Origin of the sequence: Nocardia sp. CA-084685 (genome assembly GCF_050955785.1) — a bacterium.
In the GTDB taxonomy this organism is placed as follows: domain Bacteria; phylum Actinomycetota; class Actinomycetes; order Mycobacteriales; family Mycobacteriaceae; genus Nocardia.
On the sequence record NZ_CP192095.1, the window covers coordinates 113763 to 137632 of the forward strand.

Sequence of the window (23870 nt, forward strand, 5' to 3'; positions counted from 1 at the left end):
GATTCGATGGCGCGGCGGCTCGAGTCCGCCTCCCGCTACAGCCGCGGTGCTCGTCCGTGCGCTCAAGGCGGGGCTGATCCGCGCGAAGTTCGACGCCCTCTACCGCGAAGCGGACTGGCACGACGATGGGGTCCGGACTCCGCGAGAAAAGTCACGCTATGGAGTTCGACCTCACCAGGAGAAAGTTGCCGTCAGCACCGACAAACCGTCCGCTATGTGGTGGTGAGCATTTCATCGACCCGGACGTGGGTTCCGGGTGTGGTCTCGAAGAACCAGTCGTCGTCGGCGTCGCGGTGCACGGGCGCGTCGCCGATCGCGGCGAGCAAAGCGTGCAGTCGCGGGTAGGGTGCGTCGCGGACGCGTTCGACGATGCCCGGTTTGCGCCACCACTCCAACGCCGCGGAGACGAGATTGATCCCGCCGCCGCGGAATCGCTGTGCAATGTCGGAGGCGATGGCGTGTGCGCCGGTGATGATCACCTCGGAGCCCTCGATGACGGTGTAGTCCAGCGTCAGTTCCTCACGGGGCACGGCCATGTGGATGCCCGGGGTGAGCCTGCCCTCGGCCAGGGCCGACCTCGAAGCGGCGCTGCCGCCGACCGAGCCCGCCATACGCCCTACCACGGGCAACGGCATCGATGCGCGGACCTCCGGGTACTGCATCACGGTGGCGTCGATCCAGCGTCCGGAGCCGGGCAGCCAGAGAACGCAGTGCCCGTTGAAGCTGTCGCCGTCCCAGGATGCGCCACCGCCGCCGTAGCGGGTCAGCTCGCCCCGGGTCCGGTGGGAGATGATCAGCTCGACCGCGGTAGGCCGAGCCTGGATTCCGATCAACTCGTAGGCGTTGGCCAATGTGAGCGCGGCCGAGACGCACATGTTGGCCTGGACGCCGGCGGAGTGATGCAGCCACAGCATCGGCGGCAGCATCTCCACCAGTTGATCCGGCGGAGCGGCGGCGAGCATATTCGCGATGAGCTGTGGTGGGATTCCCAACTGGCCCGGGTCGTACCCGTTGCGGCCAAGGCTCGGCTTTTTGACCGCCCGGCTGGCGGGTTTCGGTTTGCGCCCTTTCGATTTCGGCATCGGCGAATCGACCCCCTTCATCATTTGATCGGCTTCGACCAGTATCGCCGTGGCCACCGACACCGGCGGCTCAATCGTCGTCGCGGGCACCGCGATCGCGCAGATGCGGGCCTAAGACCCCGGCTACACAAGACGCCAACGGTTCGTCAAGAGTAGGGCGCTGACCGGCGGAGACTGTCTTGCCGACGGTAGTGGTAAGCCCTGTGGGTGCGCTTGAGAATGTCAGTGGTGGCAAGCCAGTACCGACATTTCTGCGACGTTTTGGGGGCATCGCGCGTCAGTCGCTAGACGGAACTCTTCACGCGATCGAACCCGCGCGGTTCAGAATCAGAAGCCCCACGGGCCGAGCGCGTCGAGGTCTACGTGAGTCCGGGGTGGTGGTCCGCCGGTGGGTCGAAGCCAGCGGACCGGGATCCGCAGCGGTCGCAGTTCTGGAAGCGCGACAGGCCAATCCGTATCGTCGACGATCTGGCCGCGCACGCGATACCGGCCGTAGGGCAGCCCCAGCGCGGCGACTTGCTCATCGGTGAGCTCTATCTCGGCCCGCGAACTCTCGGTAACTCGCAGCCCCTCGACCATCGGTGTATCGCCAGCGGTGTCGAGCGCGGTCACAGTCAGTCGGAACCGGCAGCCCGTCATCCACCACCACGACCACTCCGGCGTGCCAGGCTGGGCACGGTTCGGGTAGCGGCTCGTCGGCAGCCGGTACGGCACGAACACGAGGTACGTGCCCCCGATCTCTATATCGCGGACCCGCATACGCCCAGCATGTCCACCACCCTGGCACCCGCACAAGAGATACCGAGCCTCTGGTACACGGGTGGTCGATCAAGTGCTCGATGGGGGGTTCATTGGCATCAGCTTCGGCGGCCTCTATTTTCGCTGTGGACGACGGCCAGGCCGACACCGACACCGCGGCAGGAAGGGCTTCTTCTGACTTTCTGACGGCAAGCCACAGCTGAGATGTCGGTGGTGCGGCTCCGCCCGACAGAGCGCTGAACTGGGGTTTCGCGCCGAATCCTCTCCACCCGGAGTCGAATTCTTCGCTGGCCCTGCGGATTCGGGGATACGCTGCTGGTCATGGGGAATTTCGACGAATCGATCGACCGTGAGCGCGAGCGCGTGAGGCGAAGTGATCAGGCGGCTAGTTCGGCCCGCGCCGCTGAGGCCGAGGCGGACAGGCAAGCGGCAGCTCTGGTTCGTGAGGCTACCGAGAAGTTCTCAGGCCTGGCCGGTGGCCTGAGGCTGGTGGTGGTGCGACCGCGCAAGCTGTTCGATCGCGGTACGCGCATCATCGGCGAGGGCGACAATGCTGGGATCTATGTCGCTATCGACGAAATGCGCTGCTGGGCACTGCCCAGCACTCGCAAATACAGTCGGGTCGTGCTCACCGAGCGCGGCCAGCTGTTCACGGTGGGCGTGACGACCCGCATCCGCACTCGCACTCACACCGACGTTGTCGTTTCCGAAACCGATCTTCGCCCCACCGACATCCGGCACGAGTTCAAGAACTCCAGTGATATGTCCGGCCGCGCTGATACGTACGTCGCGGGTATGAACCATGCCCTGGCCCAGGCCTTCGTGGAATACGAACGTGCCGCTGAGCGCGGGACCGCGGGGCTGGCGCATGCATTCTCCGGACGACACGAAAACTGGTAGGTCGCGCGGCCTAGCCGTGTCCGGAAGTAGCGAGTGCCAGCAAGCCGCCTCTTGAGGAGTTCGCTGGCCTCGGACGAGTACGCAGACCGCAGGTTCGGGTGTGTTCGGTTCCCAGTTGCGAACTTCCCTGGAAGACTGCGCCTGCCGCGGTCTTCGACACCCGCCGATGCCAGCAGCGTTTCATCCTGGAGTTGCCGCTAGCCGAGTTTGTGCAGCATCCGGAAGTCGGTGTGCTGCCCAGGATTTCATTTGGTTCGTGAAAGCTGTTTGGCCACTGTCTATTCCAGGTTTCAGGATGCTTGCCCGCACACTGTTCCCAATGTGAAATGCTGACTGTCAACACTTTTGGGATCAGCGGGAGGACGACATGGTGCGTGTGGGTGAAACCCAGTGCCCACAATCAGATCCGGTATTCACTGTGGGCCGGTTTGTGGCGTTGGCAGCCCGGATCACAGCAGACCATCAACGGAGGGTGGGGCCGAGCGCGGCGGCGCGAACGTTGGTCGAGTGGCTCAGTATTGCGGCGGTTTCGGGTGCTGAAATCGCGCAGTTCCACCGCCAGCTCGATGCCGACTTGGCGGCGATCGTCGACTGTGGCCGAAGTGCGACCGCGGCCAGCTATCGGCGGATCCTGGACGAGATCACTGCGGCGCTGCCAGGGCGAGCGATCGATGTTTCCGCGCCCACAGCCCGCCAGCAGTGGCGACAGGGGCTTGCGTGGCAGCGATCTACCCTTCCCCAGCTCGCATGATCGGAGATTGAGACACCCAACACGGCCATCATCGAATTCGCCTGCCGGAAACCGCAATTCCCGCTGTAGATGCCGGTCGCGGCGAGCCCATCGCAACACCGATCGTCAATCTCATCGGCCGGTGGGTGACCAGTCAGGTCTGGTCCTGTGAGGTTCGGCGCCGGTCCCGGCGGGGGTCGAGGGCGACTCCGCCGCCACGGCGGCTGTTGAGTACGTCGACGACGTCGCGGGTGCGGTAGGTGCGCCGATTTGTCCCGCGGTCTTCGTGCTCACATCGCTCGTCCAACAGGTCGCGGTACTGTCGAACGGTTTTGCCGTCGACGCCGAGGCATTTCGCGATGGCGCCGAGGGTACGGAAACTGTCGGGATCATCCGGCATGGGGTGTGGCGCCGGCCGATGCTCGGCATCCCACCGGGAAGCGAACGCATCGAGTTCGTCCTCGTCGAATAGGTCGAACGGTGTGCCGGCCCCAACGCGTTCCTGGGCGTCCTTGGGTGTCGGGAACCCGGGCCGCGGCACCCAGAACCGACGCACCGACGCCGCGTTGCGTTGATTCTTCTCAGCCCATTCCGGCAGCGTTACCAGCTCGCCCACGGGCCCTATTCTTACCGATCCGCGGACGTCGCCTGCGACTTCGCCGGGTCGAATGGTTTTCGCTCGCTTCAATGAGGCGTTTTTCACTACGCTATCGATGGCCTTGCTCCTATCACGGGCGGGCTTGGGCGGCCGGTATGTCCGGCCGTCGCGCCCCTGCAGGCGCGACGGTGTACCGGCCGCCCGTCTATTGCTGTTGCGGGTCCAGCTCCCCGCTACACCGCTGCCGGGGAGGTTTCCGGGTAGGGGCATCCGATCGGCCAGCGCTCCAACTCGGTTCCGCTGATCGCTTCGACCAGCGCGTTGAGGATGACCTCGGCGGCCGGTGGGGTTACAGCGTTGCCGTACTGGCGGACCCGAACCTTATTGTTCTTGCCGAGCACCTCATATCCGGGCAGGAAGGCCATCGCGGTAGCGATCTCCTCCGGCTTGAGCATCCGGAACAAGACATCGAGGATATCGATGTCACTGGCGGACTGAACCAGCCCGTAGCGGTCGTGGGTGGGGATCGCGCCGACCGGCTGGCTTGCCGGGCGCGCGGTGCCATTGCCGTAGTAGGGCGTCAGCAAGGCCCTGAGCATCGCGTCCAGCAGTTCTGGGCCCGCCCCAGGCGGGAGGGTAACTCCGTGGTGATTGCCGCTGGCGGTGACCGTGGCCAACGACTCGGTAATGGCGCGGGCATCGCTTGCCCCGCCACGAAGCTCGGTCACGAACGGAGCAAATGCCAGTCCGGTCTCCTGGCGGGTCGTTTGCGTGCGCAGAGGCGCGCGCACCGGCACTGCGTCCTTTCCTTCGCGACCCTCCATAGGGATTACCAGCGGTGGTATGACCAGGCCGTGGTTGCTGCCATCGGCGACGATTGTCGCCAAGGGGTTGTGCATGCCGATCGTGCGCGCCCGGTCCGAGCGCAGCAGCGCCAAGAACGGAGCGGGAACGGGAACAGCGAGACCATCGCTCTCCCGCGTAGTACGCGTGGGCATCGGCGTCATGATGCGGCTGGCGGAGTCCCGCCACGTCCCGCCGGTCGGCGTGATCATCGGCTCGCCGATGGGCATCGCGTACCGCTGCAGCCCCGCCTCGATCCGCGCCATTGTTTTAGGCGCGAGTCCAGGCTGGCCCTTGTAGGTGCGCTCTCCGAGCGGTGTGCCCAGGTCGGTCCAGTCGATGCAGGCGGCGGCCGGGACCACTGGCGGCTCGACGACGGTGTTGCCGCAGTCGGTCTTCGGGCACACGTAGTAGTACTGGGCGCGGTAGCGGCCCATATCGTTGCCGGGCCGTTTGAAGACCTGGACCGCTTGGATCCGGCCGTGGGCGGGGCAGTACGCGACCGGACGCAGCCATTTGTCGAAGTCGGGATCGCGGGCCAGGGACTTGTGCCAATAGGCCACATACAGCCGGTCGCGTGACTGGGGGGCATGCGGAGTCAGCGCTGGTTGAGCATGTGCGGAGTTCAGCGCGATCACTTTGGTCTTGTAGCCGAGGTTGTGGAATCGTCTGAGCCAGCGATCCCATTGGTCCCATGCTCGGACGTTGATGACGTTTTCAACGACTCCGGCCAAAACGAGCTTGCCGCGTGCGATGACGCCCTCGAGGTAGGCCGGTACCTCGTCCATCAGGGCGCGGCTGCGTTGCTCGGCGTCGCGCTTTTCTTTCTCGGTTTCGTTATCGGCGAGTGGGTCGAACAGCTCGCCTTGAAGGCTGTGCTGGTAGGTGGCCTTCTTCCCCTTTGCGTTGCTCCAGTTAGGGCATTCTGGCGAGGCCCAGAAAATGGTGCAGATCGGCCATTTGTCGACCGGTGCGTCGCAGATGTCGCCGCGCCAGTGATCGGTCTCGGGGAAATTAAATTGATGGGTGTTGATGGCCTGTTTCCAGTGGTTCGCGGCACGATCCAGCCGAATCCCGGGCACCGCGTGCGCCCCTTGACTGCTGCCCCCCGCCCCGCAGAACCAGTCCATCAAGGTCAGTTCCTCATGCAACCCGATCCGGTTCTGGATCATGATCTTGAGGAATTCGAGGTCGACGAGTGTCTGAGCAGGCGCGTGAACGGACGCGAGCCGCGCCATCCGGTTCAGGTGGCTGACAGCGTCTGCCGGTTTGTAAGCAAATGAAGGCATGGGCAGTGACCCTTTCGATCTATCACGGGCGGAGGCAGTGAAGATGTCGGGTGTCCGGCCCAACCATCTTCTACACGATAGTCTACCCGCTTCTATCGGATAGTTCACCCTCTTTCCGTTGCGTGAACTGATCGCAACCGTCCCGCGCCTACGGGCAGATGCCATTGGCGGACAGGGCTTCTCGCAGTCAGTTGAGCCTCGAAGAGGAGACTGCTAGATGCCAGAATGTCCTGATAGGTGACCAAGACAGAATGCATGACGGCGTTACAACCCGTCCAGCTGTTCAACGTCGTTCGACGCCGGGGATCACGACGCCCTCGCACATTTGGCGTCAGGACCGGGAATCCTGGTCTCCCGGTCGCGCGTGCGGCCAAGCGCTCTGGTACCCATTCGCCCCAGGAAGATCCGCATCACGTGTGGCTGGATCCTGCACTGGCTGGTCATTGCTGTCATCGCGCGTGCGCGGCTTCATCGCGAAGGCCGAAAGGGCCAGCAGGACAACAACGACTATGACCGCGATGAGTCCACCGACAACCACTGACACACTCCCCATGATTCCGGCGGCCCTGGCCGCTCCCCGATTGAGCGCTCCAATACCGGATAACCCACTGGCACAAATCTTTTCATGCCTATGCCGCCTGAATCCAGTGGCATAGCCCACATAGTCGCACTCCCGCGAGATCAGCCGGAGTGTGCTGCGACACAGCCGTGACCGCACTGAACATCGAGATACCTAAAACGCCTGTACCGCAGCGGGTTTCAGCATCGATGCTAAGAACCATCCGCCGACGTTGGCTATGTCTGGACTGGCAAACGAGGCAGCGGCGCAGCGCTCGACCGGCTCTCAGCTCCGCCAGTGCCTCGGCGAGCGCCTTGCGACCGGCCAATGACTTCATGTCTTAGTTTCGCCGATGCCGTCAGGGGTCCGGCCGCGTGTCGCGCGGAGTCGTGAGTCGTCGTTGCGGAAGTCCGATCGGAATTGGGTCGGTGGGCTTGTGTGATCGTCATAGGCTTTGACGGCGTCAGCATGGTGGGTGCGGACGGCATTGCGCAGTTCAGCTGGTTCTTCGATGACAACGTCGCTGCCGAAACTGGCGACGAGAGGGATCAGCCAGTGCCATCGGTCGACATAGAGCACGATGCGGGTGGTGCCGTCGGGGTTGTGGTGGACTTCCGAGTCGGGTTTGAGTCCGAGACGCAGCATTTCCTCGCGGCTTCCTGGCATTACGTGGATTACCACCCGGTTTGGGCCGCGACCGAAGTCGTCAAGTGCCTGTCGCCACCATTTCTGTAGGTGGAATGTGTCTTCGGGGTAGGAGAATTTGAGATCTGTGGTGGTCAGCCGGTCGACGTTGTTCAGTTGGTAGCGCTGTGGTTCTTGGCGGGGTGGCGCGGCCACGAGCCACCATTCCCCGCCTTTCCACACCATGCCGTAGGGCTTGACGACCAGTTGCTGTCGTTCGTCGGTGTATTTGGCGCGCAAGGTGATCTGGATGGCGGTGCCGGTCAGCAGCGCGTCTCGTAGGGTCGCGAGGTGTCCGGAGCCCTCGTCGCGCCAGTACCAATCGATGGTGTCGAAGTAGATGCGTTGACTCAGGCGATGCAGAAACTTCGCGCGCGATGCGGTGACGTTGGATGTCGATGGTTCCTTGCCGTCGGTGGACTCGTCGTCGACGAGCGCGAGAGCCTGTGGGCTGCGTTCGAGCAGGCCGAGGATGTAGAGGCGCAATGCGTCGTCGCTGTCGACGATGAGCGAGTCCAGCGGCTGGTCGCTGCTGAGCCGGAAGCCTCCGTTGCGTCCAGTGACCGATTCGATAGGGATGCCGTGGGAGATCAGTTCTTCGATGTCGCGGTAGATGGTGCGAACGGTGACATTGAACCGGTTGGCCAGTGAGGTCGCCGAAACCCACTGGCGTGAGCGAAGTTGGTGCACGATCGCGGTGTGCCGAGCGTGACGGGAGTTCGGCGGCATGCGCTTCCTACGGAGGTCTGTGCGGTTGTTGGTCAGACCGAGTGGAGCGCGGCGCGGTGGTAGACGTCAAGCAGTCGTGCGCCGACCGGCGCAGCGCTGTAGCGGCGCAGCAGTGCTTGCACGGCGGCGGGGTCCGGCCGCGGAGTGTCGCATACCTCGACTATGCCTTTGGCCATGGCGTCCTCATCGTGGGGATCGGCGAATACGGCCAGGTCTGCGGTGACTTCTCTCAGCACGGGTAGGTCTGAGCACAGCAGTCGGCATCCTGCGGCGAGGGATTCTTGTGCTGGGATGCCGAATCCCTCGAACAAAGTTGGGAAGACGAACGCGCTCGCCGCAGTGTAGAGCGCGGCGAGTTGGTCATCGTCGATGTGGCCGAGCACGGTGATCTCAGGGTCCTGTGGTGAGGGCAGACCGCGTTCCCAGCCGCGGCGCCCGGCCAGCAACAGCCGCGGCGGGACGAGGTCGGGTGCCGCGGCCCGCGCGAGCCGGTAAGCCCGAGTGAGCCGGGGAATGTTCTTGCTGGGCATGTACACCCCGACACCGAATAAGAACGGTGTGTTCGGTGCGAGCTCGTGGGCCGGGCTGCGGAGTCGGTAGGCGAAGTCCCGGCAGACGAAATTGGGGACCACCTCGAGCGGTGTGTGGTCGAAGGTTCCGAGCGCGCCGATAATGTCGCTGCGGGATGTTTCCGAGACGGTGATCACCGCCCTGAGCATGGGGTCGTCGACCATGTGAAGCAGCCGAGGGTTCTGCACGTCGCGTACTTCACGGACCATCTGCTCGGGGAACAGGTACCGGCCGGCGTCGTGCAGGGTGAACACAGAAGGCCGATGGAGTCGGGCGGGCAAAGAGAACGGGTAGTGCACCAGGTCAGCGTCGAAATTGTCCACAACCCGGTGGAGGTGGTGTTCGCGGCGGTCCGGCACGGTCAGGACTCGCACGTCCCGCTCGGTGTTGGCGGCGGTGTAGGCGGGCGCATGGTTCTCGGTCAGCACGACAGCGAGATCGACTGAGGTCGGGGTGGCGGCGAGCGCTTCGGTGAGCAGGTGCATGTAGCGTTCGACGCCGGTTTGGATTGTGGCGCGCCAGTATCGGGCGTCGATGGCGACGCGCAGCGGCTCAGGCACGGGCCCCGGATTTCACCCCGACCTGGGTGCCGAGTTCGGCGACCCAGGTGTCGGTGTCGGTGGTGAGGTAGTCGAGGACTGTTTCGCCGAGCTCGCCCCACCGTTGGTCGATGAATTCGGCGACTCGTTCGGGTGCGGGGTTGGGGTTGTCGAGGTAGAGGCGACCAATGACATCGATGACGTAGGTGTCGACGTGGGCGGCGCCGCCGGTGCCAAATGACAGGTTGACCGCGAGGTTGGCGGTGTAGGGGCCGACGCCCTTGATGGTGAGCAGTTCGGGGATGACCTCGGCTGGGCCTCGGTCGCGCCACTCGTGCCAGCTGTATCCGGCCTCGGCGAGGGTGGAAGCGACCGCAGCCAAGCCCTTGGCACGGTAGCCGACCTTGCACTCACGCAACTGCTCGTCGCTGGCTGCGGCCAGCCGGGTGGGGGTCGGGAAGGCGTAAATGGTTGTGTCGTCGACGGTTTCGCTGGTCGGCTCGCCGAATGCCGTTCCGAGGTTGCGCATCATCGCGTAGATCCGGTTGAAGTTCGATTTCTGCGCGCATACCACTCCGCACAGCGCCTCGAAGATGTCGGGGTAGAGCTTGCCCCGTCCCAGACCTCGGTGGGCGACGGCCGCGGCGAGAACGGGGTCATCTTGGGTGAGAGCTTCAACCGCGTCGTAGGGATAGTCCAGTTGCAGGCAACGGGACAGCATCGTGCGGACGTCCGCAATGGTCTCGGCGGTCAAGTCTTGCCCGGTGAGGGTGGCGCGCAAAGTGGTTGGGCCGCTCTGGCGGATGCGGGTGGTGGTGATGGTGGCGTCGCCGGGCCCGGTGCGCATCGGGCGCACCAACTCGTCGCCGTCACGCACCCATGGATAGATCATGTAGGTTTGCAGAGCGTGAGCGAAGTCGACGTGCCGGTCGAGATCGAGGTCGATCGCGGTGGTTTCAGGGCTCATGTGGTCACCAGGTTCTCGAGGTAGCGCAGCACCGGCTGGGGGCTTGTGAGGTCGAGCTGGGCGGCCATGCCCAGCGGCAGCGGGAATTTTGTTGAGGTGTGGCCGAATTCGGCGTTGGTGACGACGGGGAAACTGCCTCCGACGCAGCGTAGGATCAGCTCGTCGTAGGAGGTGTCGGGGGCGTCCTCGCGGTCGCTGTCGACCGGGACGGCGACCAGCAGGCCCGCGATTCGGTCGAACACCCCCGCAAGACGCAGATGGGTCAGGGCCACGTCCACTTGGACCCAGGGCACGAACACCTCTTCCAGGATCAGCAGCGCCCCAGTGGTATCCGGCATCCATGGTGTGCCAACCAGCGCACGGATTGTGCCCAGGTGGCCCCCGACCACCGGCCCATCGAGGCAGACCCCTGATCCTCGTGCGACTCGCCAGCCGACACCGGGCACCTCGACGTCTTTGACCGGCCCGGACACGATGCGCCAGAACGCCTCCGCGGTGGCCTGGTTGATCGTGGGGCGGGAGAAATCGAACCCGGTCGGGCCGTGCAGGGTGGCCAGCCCGGTGCGGGCTGTGATTGCGTTGGCCAGAACCACGGGATCGGACAGGGCGGTGAACACCTTCGGGTGTACGGCGATGGTGTCGTAGTCGAGCAGGTCCAGCAGCTGCGCGGCGCCTTTGCCTCCGGTGGCCGGCACGATCAGTCCGATGCTCGGATCGGCGAACGCTGCCATGAGGTCGGCGGCGCGGTTGGCGGGATGTCCGGCGAGGTAGCCGGTGGCCGCCCGTGCGTGCGGGGCGACGGTGACCGGGTGGCCGCGGTCGGTGAAGTAGGCCACGACACGGTCCAGCTCGTCGGCGGGGATCGGTGAGGAGGTGGAGACGATCGCGACGCCGGTTTCGGGCGTTACCGCTGGGGGTCTGATCACGGGGCGGGTCATCGGTGGTTGTCTCCTGCTCGTGTCGTTGTGTCGTGATCGGTGATGTCGCGTACCACGCGCACGCCCACCAGGTGCCCGCACTTCTCGGCGGGCTCCATCGGTCGCACGGTGGTGCGCAGGAAATACGTATTGCAGGCCACGTCTCCACCCCGGTAGACCGGGTGGCCGCGGTAGGTGTCTGAACACCACTGCCACACATGCCCGGTCAGATCGTGCAGGCCGAACGGTGATGGCCCGTCATCTCCGTCGTCGATCGTAGACAGGGCGGAACCGCGCTCTAAGCATCGCGGCGGCCCCGGCAACGCTGGCCCCCAGGGGAACCAGCGTCCGTCGCCTCCGCGGGCGGCGTACTCCCATTCCGCCTCGCTCGGCAGCCGGCCACCGGCCCAGCTCGCATAGTGTTGCGCCCACTCGAACGGCAGCACAACCGGTTCGTCGGCCCGCTCATCGCAAGACACCCCGAAGCCGTTGTGGACGGTGAATCCGCCGCCCGCAGCAAGCGATCCGGCGCGGGCAGCGTCAACATCGAGATCAGTAAGGAGCAAGGCGAATTGGCGGCGGGTGGCCGGGGCGACGCTGATCCACAGCGGCGCGATATCGACGGCGCAGTGTCCGCGCTCCCCGACGGGCTCGATCCCGAAAATCGCCCGCACCACATCAGCGTCCTGATCGGGCAAACCGGGGGTGAAGCGGGCGCCAGGCACCCGAACCTCCCACGCGCCGTCGCGGTCGCGGCGTCGTCGAACAAGCGTCTCTGTCGATCTGCAGGCGATCGGGCGGGCGGCGAGATAGTTCGTCAAGACGGTGAGTAGGTCAGCCGGCGCGATCCCGTCGCGGGTGGCGGTCGGCCCGGTGAACCATGCCGTCTCACCGTCTGCGCCGTGTGACTCGGCCCACCCGATGTCGGCGAACCACTTTGCGAAGGCGTCATTTCGGCCGTTGGGCCGGTAGAAGGCGGTCATCCGCTCCACGCCGCGCCGGTGCGCCGCGTCGCGGACCAGGTCCAGCATTCGCTGGTGCGTACCGGCCCACAGCAGCCGACAGCTGGCCAGGAAGGAGTCGAGACACGCGCGGCCGTCGGTGTAGGCGAGTTCCGCTGCCCCGACGATCTCTGGCGCGAGCGCGGTCCCGTGGTAGCGCACCTCGAAGGCCAGCACGCTCCAGTCCGGTTTCATAGCTAACGCGAGCAGGTCCGCGGCGCTGCGGCGAGGACTGGTCATATTGAATTGGTTGCTGCGCTGATGCAGCTGGGCCAAGCGAGCAAGCACCTGCGGATCGTGGGGATCGGTCAGGCACACCACTTCCGGAATCAGTTCACCGGCGGCCTTGGCCGTGTAGAACACGGTCCGCGCGGCGTCCGACGCTGTCACCGGGCCAACTCCGCGGGGCGGCAGCTGGGCGAGCAGGTCACCAATCAACAGCGGCGGCCCGGCCACTGCGGGCACCCGCACATCCGGCCAGGCAGTGCGCACGCGCTCCTGCTGGGCCGGGTCGTCATCCACGAACACCGCTGTGTCCGCGCCGATTCCGTCGAAGAATGTCAGAATCTCCGGCACGCTGGCGGCCTTGTCGACATCGGGCGCAGCCCACAACCCGGCGAACCCGACGCCTGCTGCGTGCTGGTCCAGTGCCGCCTGCGCCGCCTCGAAGTCGTTGCGCGACAGGCCCGCTACCAGAATCCCGTCCGCGCGCCGCGCCGCGAGGACTCCGCGCCACACCTGGTGCGCCTTGGCGAGTAGCGGGTTGCCGCCGTCGAGGCCAGCCGAGCCATCCTCGGCGAGGGTGCCTGGCCACACCACACCATCCAGATCAGTGACTATGGCCTTCGGACCGGGAAACGCGCAGGCGGCGATCGCGTGCCAGTGCATCCACGCGAGATCCACTACCCGAGCCCACAACGCCACCGCCCGGGTATCGCGGCCGACTCCGCGCAGCGACCGAGCCACCCCTGGATAGTCTTCGGCGGCGATCAACGCATCCAGTGAGGCCACCCGATGCACCGCAATCACCCGCACCGGCGCTCCTGTCGTGGCGATGTTCTGGATGCTGGTGTTCGCTTTCTCGATCACCGCGTCGATCCGCTCGTCACCGCAGTACGGCAGCGTCTGCACCAGCAGGTCCGGATTCGAGGAAGCCACACCACCAATCGCGTCCAGCAGCGACGCGACCTCGCCCTCGTTCCCGGCATAGACCGCGGCGGCCTCGGGCAGCGCGGCAGTGACTAGCACGCTCGCCGAAATTCCTTCGTGTCCTGGCGGGGCGAGGCGATCGGCGATATCGGCTAGAAGTCGCTGCAGCGCAGTCAATTCCACGGATGCGGGCACGATCCGCAGCCGCATCCTCGCCTCGGATTCGGTAGGACCGGCCTCGATCGCGGCGAGCCATTCCAGATAGGTGGTCGTCATCGTTTTCCCCTCTGCGGGATGTCGGCGGCCAAACGCACGATCTGTCCGGAGGCGTACTGCCATGCCGCATCGCAAACGACATTTACTGCGGCCTCGGCGACCTCGTCCACGCCCAGGGCACGCCCCCAGGGCAGGCCACGGTAATAGCTCTCGGCATCGTGTTCGCCTTTGAGTGCGAGCACGCGCTCGGCCTGCGGTGAGGCGATCAACGACGGAGACAGGACATTTACCCGCACGCCGTGTTCGGCTTCCTCCTTGGCTAGAGTCAACGCGAACGCCTCCAACGCCGCCTTCGACGCGCTGTAGGGGCCGTTGCGCGGAGTGCATGTTGCGGCCGCCTGGGAGCTGATCACCAGCACCCTGGCCTTGCCCGCCCGCGCCGCCGGGCACACCGCCCGCCACACGGCGAGCAGCCCCACCGCGTTGATCGTGAACAGTTCCGCGCTCTCTGCAAGCGGTGTCTCGGCCAGTCGAGCTTTGCTCGACGATGCCCCGGCCGCATATACGAGCACATTCAGTGGCTGACCGAACGAATCGATTGCCCGCGCAAGCGATGTGGCGTCGCCGTCGCGGGCATCGAAACGCACCAACTCCATTCCCGCCGTCGTGCTGCGGTCAACGGGGGTAGTGGATGTGACCACCACGGAGTGCCCCCGGTCGCGCAGCAACAAGGCGATCTCAGCACCCAGCACGCCGCTGCCACCGACGACCAGGGCCGAACCCGGCGCGGTCATGATCCGCGCTCCAGATTCGCAGTATCAGAACTGGACACGGCCGATAGTGCCGTGTCGCCGCGTCGGTCGTCGACCACGGCCTCCCCCGACGTGCGGTTAGGAGCTGGGCTGTGACCGCTCGGCGCACCGTCTAGCATCGGTTCTGCTTCGGAGTCGGGGTGGTCGATGGTGAACATCTCCTGAAAGCGCATCTGCCGATCGGGGATTCCATACAGTGCGCCAACGCGACGTGCTGTATCGGCGGCGGCCTCGTCGCCCCGTGGAATTTGTATGACGCACCGCGGGAAGATCACGATCATCATCCTCTCGTCGACCAGGTGCGCGTAGAAGCCTTGCGGCAGAAGCACACTGGCCAACCGGAACGCGACATCGCTGGCCCGGTAGCTCGTTACCTGGAGTTCGAGCACGTTCACCGGGATGCGCCGATCGAGTAGGTGCGGATACCGACGCACGACGATCGCTGGCAACTCAAGCGGCAGGTTGTGGCCGGGCAGGCTTTCACGAAGGACGATTCCGCGCATCCCGCTCACCTGCCCGCGCCAGGAGCTTTGACCAGGCGGGTGTACGCACGGGCCCGCGCTACCATTTCCGTGCCGGTCCATGGCGTCTGGGAGTCGTAGTAGTCGAAGTTCGCCCAGGCCTCCAAGGTGGTGGGTGCGGCGAACCCGCGCTCGAGGGCCTGATCGAACAGTGGCGTGCCGGGGAATGGCCCGAACAGATGCACCCGGGTCTCCGGGCGCGGATCCAGGGCGCTGATCTGCTCGATCAGACTGTAGGTCTGCTCGATCTCATCGTCGGTTTCGTCCGGGAACCCGACGATGAACGTGTAGGCGCCCAGAATTCCGTGTGCGGCGATATCGGAGGCCACATCCAGCGCCTGCGCGCTGCTGATGTCCTTGCGCACCACCTCCCGCAACACTCGGTCGGAGCCGGACTCGATGCCCATCAATAGTCGGCGACACCCGCTGTCGGCGATCGCGGGCAACAGGTCGAGTTTCTGTTTCCGCGAGCGGAGTATGTCGTTCGGATTGATCGACGCAGCCCACGCCAGAGCTATGTTCCTTTCGGCTTTGAGGCGGCAGAACTCGGTGGCGCGGCCGATCTTGACGAACCAGTCCGCGTCGTAGAACTTCACCCCGCTGATGTCGTAGCGGTCCGCGAGATCGGCGAGGTCGTCGAGCATGGCACCGGCCTCCATCGCACTGTATTTGCGCTGGTAGGTCAGCTCGTAGCAGAACTGGCACTTGTACACGCAGCCTTGGGAGCTCACGTAGTTGAGGGTGCGCGGCGCGACGGTGGGATCGTCGCGGATGTAGTCGGCGACGGTGAGTAAGTGCCAGGGGTATCCGCCCAGGTTCCCTGTCTTCGGTGGGTTGGCGGGCCCTCGGATCGTGCGCGGCCCGTCGATCGCGAGCAGGCCAGGCACCGTCTCCCAACTCCGACCGTTCACCTCGGCATCGACGAACGCGGGCATCGAGGCCTGTCCCGGACCGATGAGCACCGCGTCGACCAGTTCGTGGCGGGCGGTCTGCTCGGCCAGCACGTTCACATGCGGGCCGCCGAACACCAGTGGCGGACAACCAGGGCGCTCCTGGGCCACGGCCGCCATGTCCAGGGCGTGGCGGATCTGCGCTCCGCCGGTCATGATGCTGATCCCGATGCAGCAAGCCCGGTCCAGGTGTTCGTCCAGGAATCCCGGCCACTCCTGGGCGGGTCGCTGGTTCCCGTCGAAGATCACCACATCGGCCAGTCCGTCGTCCAGCAACGGCTTAGCCAGGGTGAGCAGGGAAAACGGCATCCAGTGATACAGGTAGTCCTTCTCGTGCTCCACCTGCGGGTAGACCAGGATCACCAGCGGGCGCGAGCGAAGCAGCGCGGTCACGACGTCACCGCCACTACGGGAAGGGATCGGACGGGCCGGGCAGGTTCGGTCCCGGGTACGGCCGGGCGGAACTGCGCGGTCGCGTAAGTGTCCAGCGCCCGAGACAGCACGCTGTCCAACTGCTGGGGGTCGCAGAGGATCTGCTCCAGCGGGACCGAAATCTCTTCCCGTAGAAGGCAGAACTGCAGACGCCGGTCCGCTGTCAGGCGCAGTGCCATCAACGCGTCGTGACACGGATAGAAGCGGCAGTTCGTGCATACATCGCCGTACCAGGCACCGGCCCGGCTGTCCTTGAGCACGATCTCGAACCCAGAGGTCAAGGTCATCACCGTCATCGGATGCCCCAACCCGCCTTGGGAGCGCGACTCGACCGATACCGCCCGCGCACGCAAACCCGCGGCCACCTCGTGCAGCGGGACGTACAGGGAATCGATCGAGGCGCCGCCGCGGGTGATCTTCAAACGTTTCGCGAAGGACTCGGCGCCTGCGTCCAGGTCGCGGATCACGTCCAGCAGTTTGAGCGTGGTCACCCCGGCGTCCTCGCACCAGGACGCCAACGCCTCCACCTCGCCGTCGTTGACTCCGGCCATCACTACGGTGTTGATCTTCACCGGAACGCCCATCGAGACGCACTGGCGCATCGCCTCCTGCACCGCCGGAAGATCGTCTTTCCCGGTGATCTGGCGGTGCAACGCGGGATCGAGGGTGTCGATGCTCATGTTGAACTGGGTGACCCCCGCCTCGGCGAGCCCGCGGGCGCGCTCACCGATACGCGGGTGACGCGAGATCACCTCGACTTCAACGAATCCCGCTGTCCTCAACCGCGCGACGGCCTCCTCCAGCGGCTCCCACAACGCCGGGTCACCGCCGGTGAGCTTGATGCTGGTGATCCCGTGAGGCACGAGCGGAGAGGCGACGGCCAGAAGGTCGTGCACCGTGAGCTCCTCGCCGGCGCCGGTGGCCACCGCCTCACCCGAGGGTCGGCAGAAGAAGCACGCCCGCCCGCAGCGGGAGTTAACTGTGACACGGAACTGCGGCAAGCGGGCCGCGAAACCTTGACGTTCGGACATCGCATCCATAGCCGCAATCATGAGCCCACCTGCGATGAATTAACCAGTGTTCCAACCGAACTCGATGTCAGTGTTTTGACACGAACATCAGAGATACCCTGACATTCAATCTGTGCTGAGAGCAGCTCGAGCACTCTAGGCTCGTCCCCATGCTCAAAGGTGTGCTCATTGCCGAAAGCCTCCAGGTGGATGCGAGACTCGAAGACGTCCCGCTCACGATCACCGGGCTCTACCGTGTCGCGATCAACGACGCGACCAAAGACCAACCCCCCGTGTGGACCATCATCTACTTCGAAGCCCGCGAACAGGACACGGGCCTGCTCACCGAATTCTTTGCTGCGCAACTGGACACCCCGGGCTGGTATGCGGACATGCATACCGACGCCACGATGTTCGTTATCTTCCCGCACAAGGTTTTCGCCTACCCCCGCGGCGATAAGGACGGGCGTGCCGAAGCCATCGCGTACGCCCACACCGTCGGCGTACCCGAAACCCAATTCTGGAGCGAAGACGACACCACACCCGACCCCGCACTCAGCTAACGCACCGACCACCACCTCTACCGTCTGCAGGGCAGAATGCTGCGAGCAGGTGGTCTGCGCACAGCGGCCGGCGGCCCTCGGTGTTCGCTGTCCATTGAAAGACTTCCGAAAACGGTTTCTGTGCTGCATGTTTCGCCTACTCCTACGAGAAATTCCGCAGCCGGCGGCGGTCCCCGCTTCCCGCCGGGGGCCTACGTCGTGGCTGGATAATGAATCGATCAGTCGCTGAGGATCAGGATTGGTGGTCCGCCGGGAGAAACCCCGATATCTGATGACGCATGGCGGTCAGGTTCCGCTGGCCTTGCCGCATCCCAGGCCGACTTCGGCTGCGCCGAAGCGTACAAACTTACTGATCATTTGCTTACACTTCCTTTCATACTTACGCACCGCATTTCTTTCCTTGCGAAGCAATGCGATTCGAGCGGACAGCGCCGACGGCTGCCAGGAATTGAAGGCAGACGTTTTGCAAGACCAAGCCGATATGTGTGTCTGGTCCGTAGAAATCTTTGCCTCGCAGCAGAATTGTGCACACGCAGTGCCAATTCCGCGGTATCCGATCGCATGCCCCATGCATGTCGCTGACAACGCACCCACGCCGGTTGTTAACGAGCATCAATCACGCTGTAGGGCGGTTGGTGGAACGGTGAACCCGGCCAGCGTGCAGTAGTCCGGAGCCACTGTTGTGACTTGTGTTGTCAAGCCGAACAAGAGTTTTGTGGGAGCACTCTCAGCGCCCGGGAGTTCGACTTTGAGGTATCTGTCTAGGGCTTCGGTTTCGAAGGCGTCCCACATTCTTTCAAAGCTCGGGTTCACAGCGACGCATGTCCGCGCAATACTGCGGGTGCGTTCGCTTTCTCCGCGTTTGGATATGCCGGCTACCCACCAGGTAAGAAGGCCTTGTGCGGCGGTGTCCCAATCGAGGAATGATTCGCGGGCGGCTGGGTGGCAGAACGTCCACTGGATGACATTCACCCCAGATGTGAGCTCAGTAAAGGCGCTCTGCCAGCGTTTATTGAAGACGATGACATCCCAGTCCATTGTCAGGTTCGCAGCGGGGCCTGATACGTCGTCGATGAACACCGTGCTGGTGGCGGGCAGTGGTTTACCTGGGAACACAATCTCACTTTCTGTGATGCTGCTGGCCACCGGCACCGCATCAGACCACCTGTCCCCGTTTCTGTTCGGCGCGGCCTGGCGGTGTGGGCTTGTTCGGGTGGCTGGTCAATGGATCGGTGCTGGCGAATAGCGGTGGATGTCGGCTGTGACATCGGCGTGGATCGCGGCGCGGCGCGGACCGACCTGAACCCGCGCTGCCGTCGAAACACGTCCGCGTGCTCCGCGTCGAGCTGCTTCTCATGCACAGGCGGCAAGCGACCCACCATCAACTGGGGCCGTTGTCGCCCAATCGATCCACGCCGCGGTGCAGTTTTGAAACCGTGTGGCGTTCGGTGCAACGGTGACCGCGTGACCTGCCTTCGGCACTACCAAGGTTCGCAGCCGCGCTGCTGGCGCGAAATAAGGTCGTTCCGCTTCGGTGAGGCTCGAATTCGACGCACACACCGCCCGCGCGCACAGCAGGTCCAGTTCACCATTGACGATCAGGACGGGAACGTCGATATTGCTGGTCAGGGGCGGGATAGTGCTGGTGAGCCCGTCGCCCATTTCCACCGGGCTGAAGGTGTCGGCGACCTCGGCATCGTCGACACCGAGCACGACGGGGTCAGTGTCCGGACCTACGAAACTGGCTGCCCGGGTGCCTGGTCGGGTCGTCAGGTAACCCGGGTCGAGGCCGAGGTCGAAGAATCGTGGATCGGTGAAGGCCGGAACGAACGTGGCCACTGCCCGCAATGTCTCGAGTGGGTTCACCGAATGCGAAAACCCTTGCAGTAGAACACCATCGACATCGTGATAGGTGCTCGCAGCCATCGCGGCAACCCCAGCTCCTAGCGATACCCCACCGACGATGACCGTCCGGAATTCGGGATGCCCGGCGCTGCCGTTCCGTAGCGCGGTGACGATCTCGTGCACGCCCTGAGCCTGGAGGGTGGAGGTTACCGCCATGCTGGGTGGTCGCGTGCTGGTCCCGGTGCCAAGCAGATCCAGAGCGAGCGTCGCGTAGCCAGCGGCATTCAAAGCCCGCCGGAAGCTGTAGGTCTGCGGCTGCACCGGCCAATCCCAATACCTGGAGCTGGTTGCCGCACCGGAAAGCAGGATCACGATCGCGCCCGTCGAGCGGGATGGCTGACATAGCGTGCCACCCATCGCGCCCAGCGGCACCGGCCACGATGTGGCCTCGCAGCTCGCGGACTCGGAACGGGGTTGTTCGGCGTGGCCCACAGCCGGTACCGAACTCAACAGAACTGTGATCGCGGCTCCCACCACCAAGACGGCACGCCAGGCTCCGGCACAGAAGTTCACCGCCACGTTGGCCATGTCAGCCTCCTGTCCCGTCGTCGAGATCCTCGACACGACCGACCGGCAACCCGCACCAGCACGCGGCGAGGATCACAACGAGCCACCACACCGCCACCACGGCATCCACCACTGGCCATCGACGACCGTCGTTGCCGCGGTGCGCCTTTCGCGCAGAGGCGTCCGGTTCGGTCAGCCATTGCGGCATCGATGGCTGGGCGGGTGTGGACACCGTAAGTCCTCGTTTGGTGATGGACGAAAGACCGAAGTCAGTATCTGTGGGATCGAAATCCGGGGATCGGGGATTCCGATTGTCGTTGTCCATCAACACCATCCGTTTTCTGGCACCGGTGCGCTCGAGAGTTTGCCTCCGACATCGCGACCGATGGCGGTGAGCGTCCACACCCGCGCCGATTCCGAGTTCGTGCTCTCGTCGACGAGTTGCCGCGCCTGCAAAGAGGTGAGCCCTGGCACCACGGGCTGGCTGCGAGCCGAGCTGGTGGCGGCTGCGATTTCGGTCGTTGTACGGCCATGCTCGGCAGCGGTGAGGACCTCAATGAGCTGGACCTGAAGATCGCTGAGAACAACCTTGACGCAAGCTTCGCCGACGATCGATGCGGCGTTGGGGCGTACTGGAGTTCGCATCATTGCCGCCCCGACCGCTCGGTTTGCAGCGAAGTCGTCGGCAATTCCTCGTAAGCGCCGATATCGCCGTACCCACCGCTGCAATCCAGCCCTTGGACCCATTGCCCCATCGCTCGCACAGCTACGATCAGCACGGCACCCGCGAGCACCGCGCAGGCAGCGGTCAGTGCACGGGCGGTCACGTTTGTGTTCCTATGGTCTCGCGGCGCCACTGCAGACCCGTCTCGGTCAACGCGTAGGCGGTCTGTCGCGCGTCGTCGGCCGCAACTGCGACAGCGAAGTCGTTGCGGGCCATCCATTTCAGGGTCTTCACGATCCCACCGCGCACCCGGAAATCGTCACCTCCTGGCAGATCGATTGCCCGCAGCGGGCGACCAGCCTTGGCCAACGCTGACACCACTCGCTTCTGTGACGGGGTCGGATTCTGTGCCATCACCGATCTCGCGGCTCCGGCTCGGGGCCTTCGATCCAGGTGCGGCCGTTGACCAGCATGCGGTAATCGCGTTGCGTGGCAACGACTTGGCGGCGAGCCCGTGTGATCCACTGCTGGATGCGTGGGTCGTGCACGGCGCGTGTGTCGGGGCGCCACGCGCGCCGCCACTCCCAGTGTGCGCGGGCGATAGCGTCGATCGCGTGACCGATGCGGTAGTTGTACCAGCCTCCTGATGCCTGGTTGATGCGGTCGATGATGGTGATCCGGATCGGGTCGCAGATGTCGGCGATGCCGATCTCTGCCAGGACTTCCGATCCGGCGGAGTCGTGGTCGTATTCTCTGGTGTCGTCATAGTTCTCGCCGCCGACGACCACGCTGTCGGGGTTGACCCACTTGGTCACTGTGGTCAGCATGCGTGCGCCCAACAGGACGGTGCGGGCTGGATGCTGCTCGGGCACTCTGCCAGCCATCGCCGCGTGCAGTTCGATCACCGTCGGCAGTATCGGCGGCCTCGGCCGGTGCGGTTGTTGTTTGTCGGCGTCGTCGAAGTCGACGGCGGGGATCGGGTGCAAGACTGTCCTTTCTGGTTCAGTACGGTGCGATTCGAGACGTCTTGTTGCAGCGTCCATATGGGTGCTTGCTCCTTCCGAGCTGCGGGTGCGGTTGCGAGCGCCGTTGCTCACAGCCGCATCCATCAGCCACCAGCGCGGCCGCCGGGCCGACTGGCGGCGGTCATGGTGTGGTGGCGGTGATGAAGCTGTCGGGGGTCCAGCCGGTGAGTTCCTCGTAGGGTGCGAGGTAGTTGTCGCCGCTGAGCGGTGAGCCGGGGAGGTCGGGGACGTCGAGGGCTGCGCATAGGTCCGGTATGTGGGCGATGAGGAAGCGCTGGCGCGTGGCGAGTGCTTCCTCGATCGATGCGTTGTGCTCGCTCCAGCCCCGGACCGGGTGGGTGTTGTACCAGCCGCTGTGCAGGTAGTAGATGAGGCCGAGCGCGAAGGATTCACCGACGGTGATGAGGAGGTGTTTCGCGAGGGGGTCGGTGGTGGTGGATGCGGCGATGATCGGGGCGACCGCCATTGCCCGGTCCCCGGCGGCGACCGTCATTGCGATGGCCGCCGTGCCCGGGCCCACGACCGGCCCGGCCGCCGTGAGATCTCCGCGGCGCAGGCCCTCGGCGATGGCCCGCTCCCGATGGATGAGAAGTTCGACCGGCCATGGCAGATCGTCTGGTGTGCCTGGCAACTGCGGGGTGGCGTCGCCCGATAGCGCCTTTCCTGCTTTGATCTGCAGGACTTGTGTCTCCCCCTCCGCGACCATGGCCCCGAAAATGTTTTCGTGCCAGGCGCCCAGGCGGGCGAGCACGGTCGCGCCGTGTGAGGCGGTGCGCATCCGGCACATCAGCAGCACTCGTTCCGCGAGCTGTGTCATCGCGGTCTTGGCGAGCATCGACCACAACCCCATCGCAGGGTCGCTGTTGGTGGTCGCCGCGCGCATGTCGCGCAGCTGGCGGCCCAGGATGCTCGCGCTGTAGACCGCGGCCAGCCCGGTCGCGAGGTTGTCTTGTACCGCATCACGGTCGGCCATCACTGTGCCCGACCCTGGTCGGCGTTGCCGGGCGAAATTGTGTACGCCGTGCAGGGCGGCGCGAGCGCTGGCCACCGAAGCGTTCGCCAAGTCGAGACGACCATCTCCCAGTGCACTGATGGTTTGATGGAAGCGTTTGCGTGGGTCAGCGATGTCGCATTCGAATTGCCCGTCCTCGGTGAAGCGGGCCCAATCCCCTACCAGCACTGCGTCTTTCGGGACCCAGTAATTGCGGAACCGGATGATCGCGTGAGCCATCGGCGAAAAGTTTTTGTCCGGCAACGGCTCGATGTCCACTCCCTCAGCCAAGCCGTCAGCGGTCCGCAGGCGTATCAGGAAAGCGAAGACTCCCTGATCCTGGCCGTGTACGTAGAGGCGGGCGATGGCCACCACGATGTTCGGCACGTCGGGGTCGGCGAGATTCGGCATCGAGTACGCCGCGAGAAGGTCGGGGGTGTGCATCCAGCACCCGTTCGTCGCGGGATCCCAGATCGCCCGGTTGCGGTGGTCGGCGCCGTTGGTGCCTCCGAGCTCGGTCGAAGCAAACACCCCCACCGCGTCACCGGCGTCGAGATCGGTGAGGCACTGCTGTTGATACGGGGTGCCGGTTCCCAGTGTCAGAATCGCTTGTGTCACCAGGTCGATGTCCCCGGTAAGAAGTGGCAGCACGTGGGTCGCGCTGACGGCGGTCTCATCGCAGAACACACCCCGCAGCTGGGGGTCGGCAGCGAGTGCCCGCACCGGTATGCCGAGCTCCTTGATCGCCGAGCGCAGCTTGACCGGCCCGCGCGCTGCGTGCTCGTTATAGGTCAGGCCCGACACCGGGAGGTCCTCTACTGCCGTTACCGCGTCGCGGACCCGTGCCCGTTGCACGGTGTCCGGGCCGAACAGCGCGGTCCGCAACGCGGCGATGGCAGGTTCGTTGCCGACGTGGTCGCGTGTGGTGGTGAGATCGATGGTCATGTGGGTGCTCGCC

The 23870-nt window shown here is 64.9% G+C and carries 22 protein-coding genes; 2 read left to right on the plus strand and 20 right to left on the minus strand.

What is annotated here, in order from left to right:
* Positions 1–212: 212 nt before the first annotated feature.
* Both ACQP2U_RS42660 and ACQP2U_RS42665 read right to left on the minus strand, forming a co-directional pair.
* Positions 213–1145: a hypothetical protein gene (locus tag ACQP2U_RS42660; RefSeq protein ID WP_433717087.1), complete on the minus strand. Its 933-nt coding sequence runs from the start codon at positions 1143–1145 to the stop codon at positions 213–215.
* Between the two features lie 264 nt (positions 1146–1409).
* A complete protein-coding gene (locus ACQP2U_RS42665; protein WP_433717089.1) occupies positions 1410–1841 on the minus strand; it encodes a hypothetical protein in 432 nt (143 codons plus the stop codon).
* A 321-nt stretch (positions 1842–2162) separates the two neighbouring features.
* On the opposite strand from ACQP2U_RS42665, the gene ACQP2U_RS42670 reads away from it, so the two are divergent.
* Positions 2163–2741 (plus strand): hypothetical protein, encoded by a 579-nt coding sequence (locus tag ACQP2U_RS42670; RefSeq protein WP_433717091.1) that lies wholly within the window; start codon positions 2163–2165, stop codon positions 2739–2741.
* An 884-nt stretch (positions 2742–3625) separates the two neighbouring features.
* On the opposite strand, the gene ACQP2U_RS42675 is transcribed toward ACQP2U_RS42670, so the two are convergent.
* From ACQP2U_RS42675 to ACQP2U_RS42725, 11 genes are all read right to left on the minus strand, one after another.
* A complete protein-coding gene (locus ACQP2U_RS42675) occupies positions 3626–4087 on the minus strand; it encodes a hypothetical protein (RefSeq protein ID WP_433717094.1) in 462 nt (153 codons plus the stop codon).
* Positions 4088–4302: 215 nt separating this feature from the next.
* Positions 4303–6201: a DNA cytosine methyltransferase gene (locus ACQP2U_RS42680; RefSeq protein WP_433717096.1), complete on the minus strand. Its 1899-nt coding sequence runs from the start codon at positions 6199–6201 to the stop codon at positions 4303–4305.
* An 892-nt stretch (positions 6202–7093) separates the two neighbouring features.
* Positions 7094–8173, minus strand: a complete 1080-nt coding sequence (locus ACQP2U_RS42685) for a helix-turn-helix transcriptional regulator (protein WP_433717098.1) — start codon at positions 8171–8173, stop codon at positions 7094–7096.
* A 32-nt stretch (positions 8174–8205) separates the two neighbouring features.
* Positions 8206–9303, minus strand: a complete 1098-nt coding sequence (locus tag ACQP2U_RS42690; protein ID WP_433717100.1) for a glycosyltransferase family 4 protein — start codon at positions 9301–9303, stop codon at positions 8206–8208.
* Entirely contained in the window at positions 9296–10249 is a 954-nt protein-coding gene (locus tag ACQP2U_RS42695; RefSeq protein WP_433717102.1) for a DNA-3-methyladenine glycosylase family protein, read from the minus strand. The genes ACQP2U_RS42690 and ACQP2U_RS42695 overlap by 8 nt, the downstream gene beginning before the upstream one ends.
* On the minus strand, positions 10246–11187 hold the full coding sequence (locus ACQP2U_RS42700; protein WP_433717104.1) for a S66 peptidase family protein: 942 nt from the start codon (positions 11185–11187) through the stop codon (positions 10246–10248). Before ACQP2U_RS42700 ends, ACQP2U_RS42695 begins: the two co-directional genes overlap by 4 nt.
* Positions 11184–13592, minus strand: coding sequence for an SUMF1/EgtB/PvdO family nonheme iron enzyme (locus tag ACQP2U_RS42705; RefSeq protein ID WP_433717106.1), 2409 nt, complete (start codon positions 13590–13592; stop codon positions 11184–11186). Before ACQP2U_RS42705 ends, ACQP2U_RS42700 begins: the two co-directional genes overlap by 4 nt.
* The gene (locus ACQP2U_RS42710; protein WP_433717108.1) at positions 13589–14326 is read right to left on the minus strand and encodes an SDR family NAD(P)-dependent oxidoreductase; all 738 of its coding nucleotides are present in this window, start codon (positions 14324–14326) and stop codon (positions 13589–13591) included. Before ACQP2U_RS42710 ends, ACQP2U_RS42705 begins: the two co-directional genes overlap by 4 nt.
* The gene (locus tag ACQP2U_RS42715) at positions 14323–14847 is read right to left on the minus strand and encodes a hypothetical protein (RefSeq protein ID WP_433717110.1); all 525 of its coding nucleotides are present in this window, start codon (positions 14845–14847) and stop codon (positions 14323–14325) included. The genes ACQP2U_RS42710 and ACQP2U_RS42715 overlap by 4 nt, the downstream gene beginning before the upstream one ends.
* A gap of 5 nt (positions 14848–14852) precedes the next feature.
* Entirely contained in the window at positions 14853–16208 is a 1356-nt protein-coding gene (locus tag ACQP2U_RS42720; protein ID WP_433717112.1) for a B12-binding domain-containing radical SAM protein, read from the minus strand.
* Positions 16205–17287, minus strand: coding sequence for a radical SAM protein (locus ACQP2U_RS42725; RefSeq protein WP_433717114.1), 1083 nt, complete (start codon positions 17285–17287; stop codon positions 16205–16207). The genes ACQP2U_RS42720 and ACQP2U_RS42725 overlap by 4 nt, the downstream gene beginning before the upstream one ends.
* Before the next feature lie 140 nt (positions 17288–17427).
* Here ACQP2U_RS42725 and ACQP2U_RS42730 point away from each other — a divergent pair, with 140 nt between their 5' ends.
* Entirely contained in the window at positions 17428–17820 is a 393-nt protein-coding gene (locus tag ACQP2U_RS42730) for a hypothetical protein (RefSeq protein ID WP_433717116.1), read from the plus strand.
* A gap of 612 nt (positions 17821–18432) precedes the next feature.
* Here ACQP2U_RS42730 and ACQP2U_RS42735 read toward each other — a convergent pair.
* The 7 genes from ACQP2U_RS42735 to ACQP2U_RS42765 all read right to left on the minus strand — a co-directional run bounded on the left by ACQP2U_RS42735 (position 18433) and on the right by ACQP2U_RS42765 (position 23857).
* Complete coding sequence (locus ACQP2U_RS42735) at positions 18433–18972, minus strand: hypothetical protein (protein WP_433717118.1); 540 nt, start codon at positions 18970–18972, stop codon at positions 18433–18435.
* Positions 18973–19173: 201 nt separating this feature from the next.
* Positions 19174–20253, minus strand: a complete 1080-nt coding sequence (locus tag ACQP2U_RS42740; protein ID WP_433717120.1) for an alpha/beta hydrolase — start codon at positions 20251–20253, stop codon at positions 19174–19176.
* 1 nt (position 20254) lies between these two features.
* Positions 20255–20464: a hypothetical protein gene (locus ACQP2U_RS42745; RefSeq protein ID WP_433717122.1), complete on the minus strand. Its 210-nt coding sequence runs from the start codon at positions 20462–20464 to the stop codon at positions 20255–20257.
* Between the two features lie 412 nt (positions 20465–20876).
* Positions 20877–21059 carry a hypothetical protein gene (locus ACQP2U_RS42750; protein ID WP_433717124.1) on the minus strand — a complete coding sequence of 61 codons (183 nt, stop codon included), beginning with the start codon at positions 21057–21059 and terminating at the stop codon, positions 20877–20879.
* A complete protein-coding gene (locus ACQP2U_RS42755) occupies positions 21056–21310 on the minus strand; it encodes a hypothetical protein (protein ID WP_433717126.1) in 255 nt (84 codons plus the stop codon). Before ACQP2U_RS42755 ends, ACQP2U_RS42750 begins: the two co-directional genes overlap by 4 nt.
* Positions 21310–21882, minus strand: a complete 573-nt coding sequence (locus ACQP2U_RS42760) for a hypothetical protein (RefSeq protein ID WP_433717128.1) — start codon at positions 21880–21882, stop codon at positions 21310–21312. Before ACQP2U_RS42760 ends, ACQP2U_RS42755 begins: the two co-directional genes overlap by 1 nt.
* Before the next feature lie 160 nt (positions 21883–22042).
* Complete coding sequence (locus ACQP2U_RS42765; RefSeq protein ID WP_433717130.1) at positions 22043–23857, minus strand: acyl-CoA dehydrogenase family protein; 1815 nt, start codon at positions 23855–23857, stop codon at positions 22043–22045.
* Positions 23858–23870 lie beyond the last annotated feature (13 nt).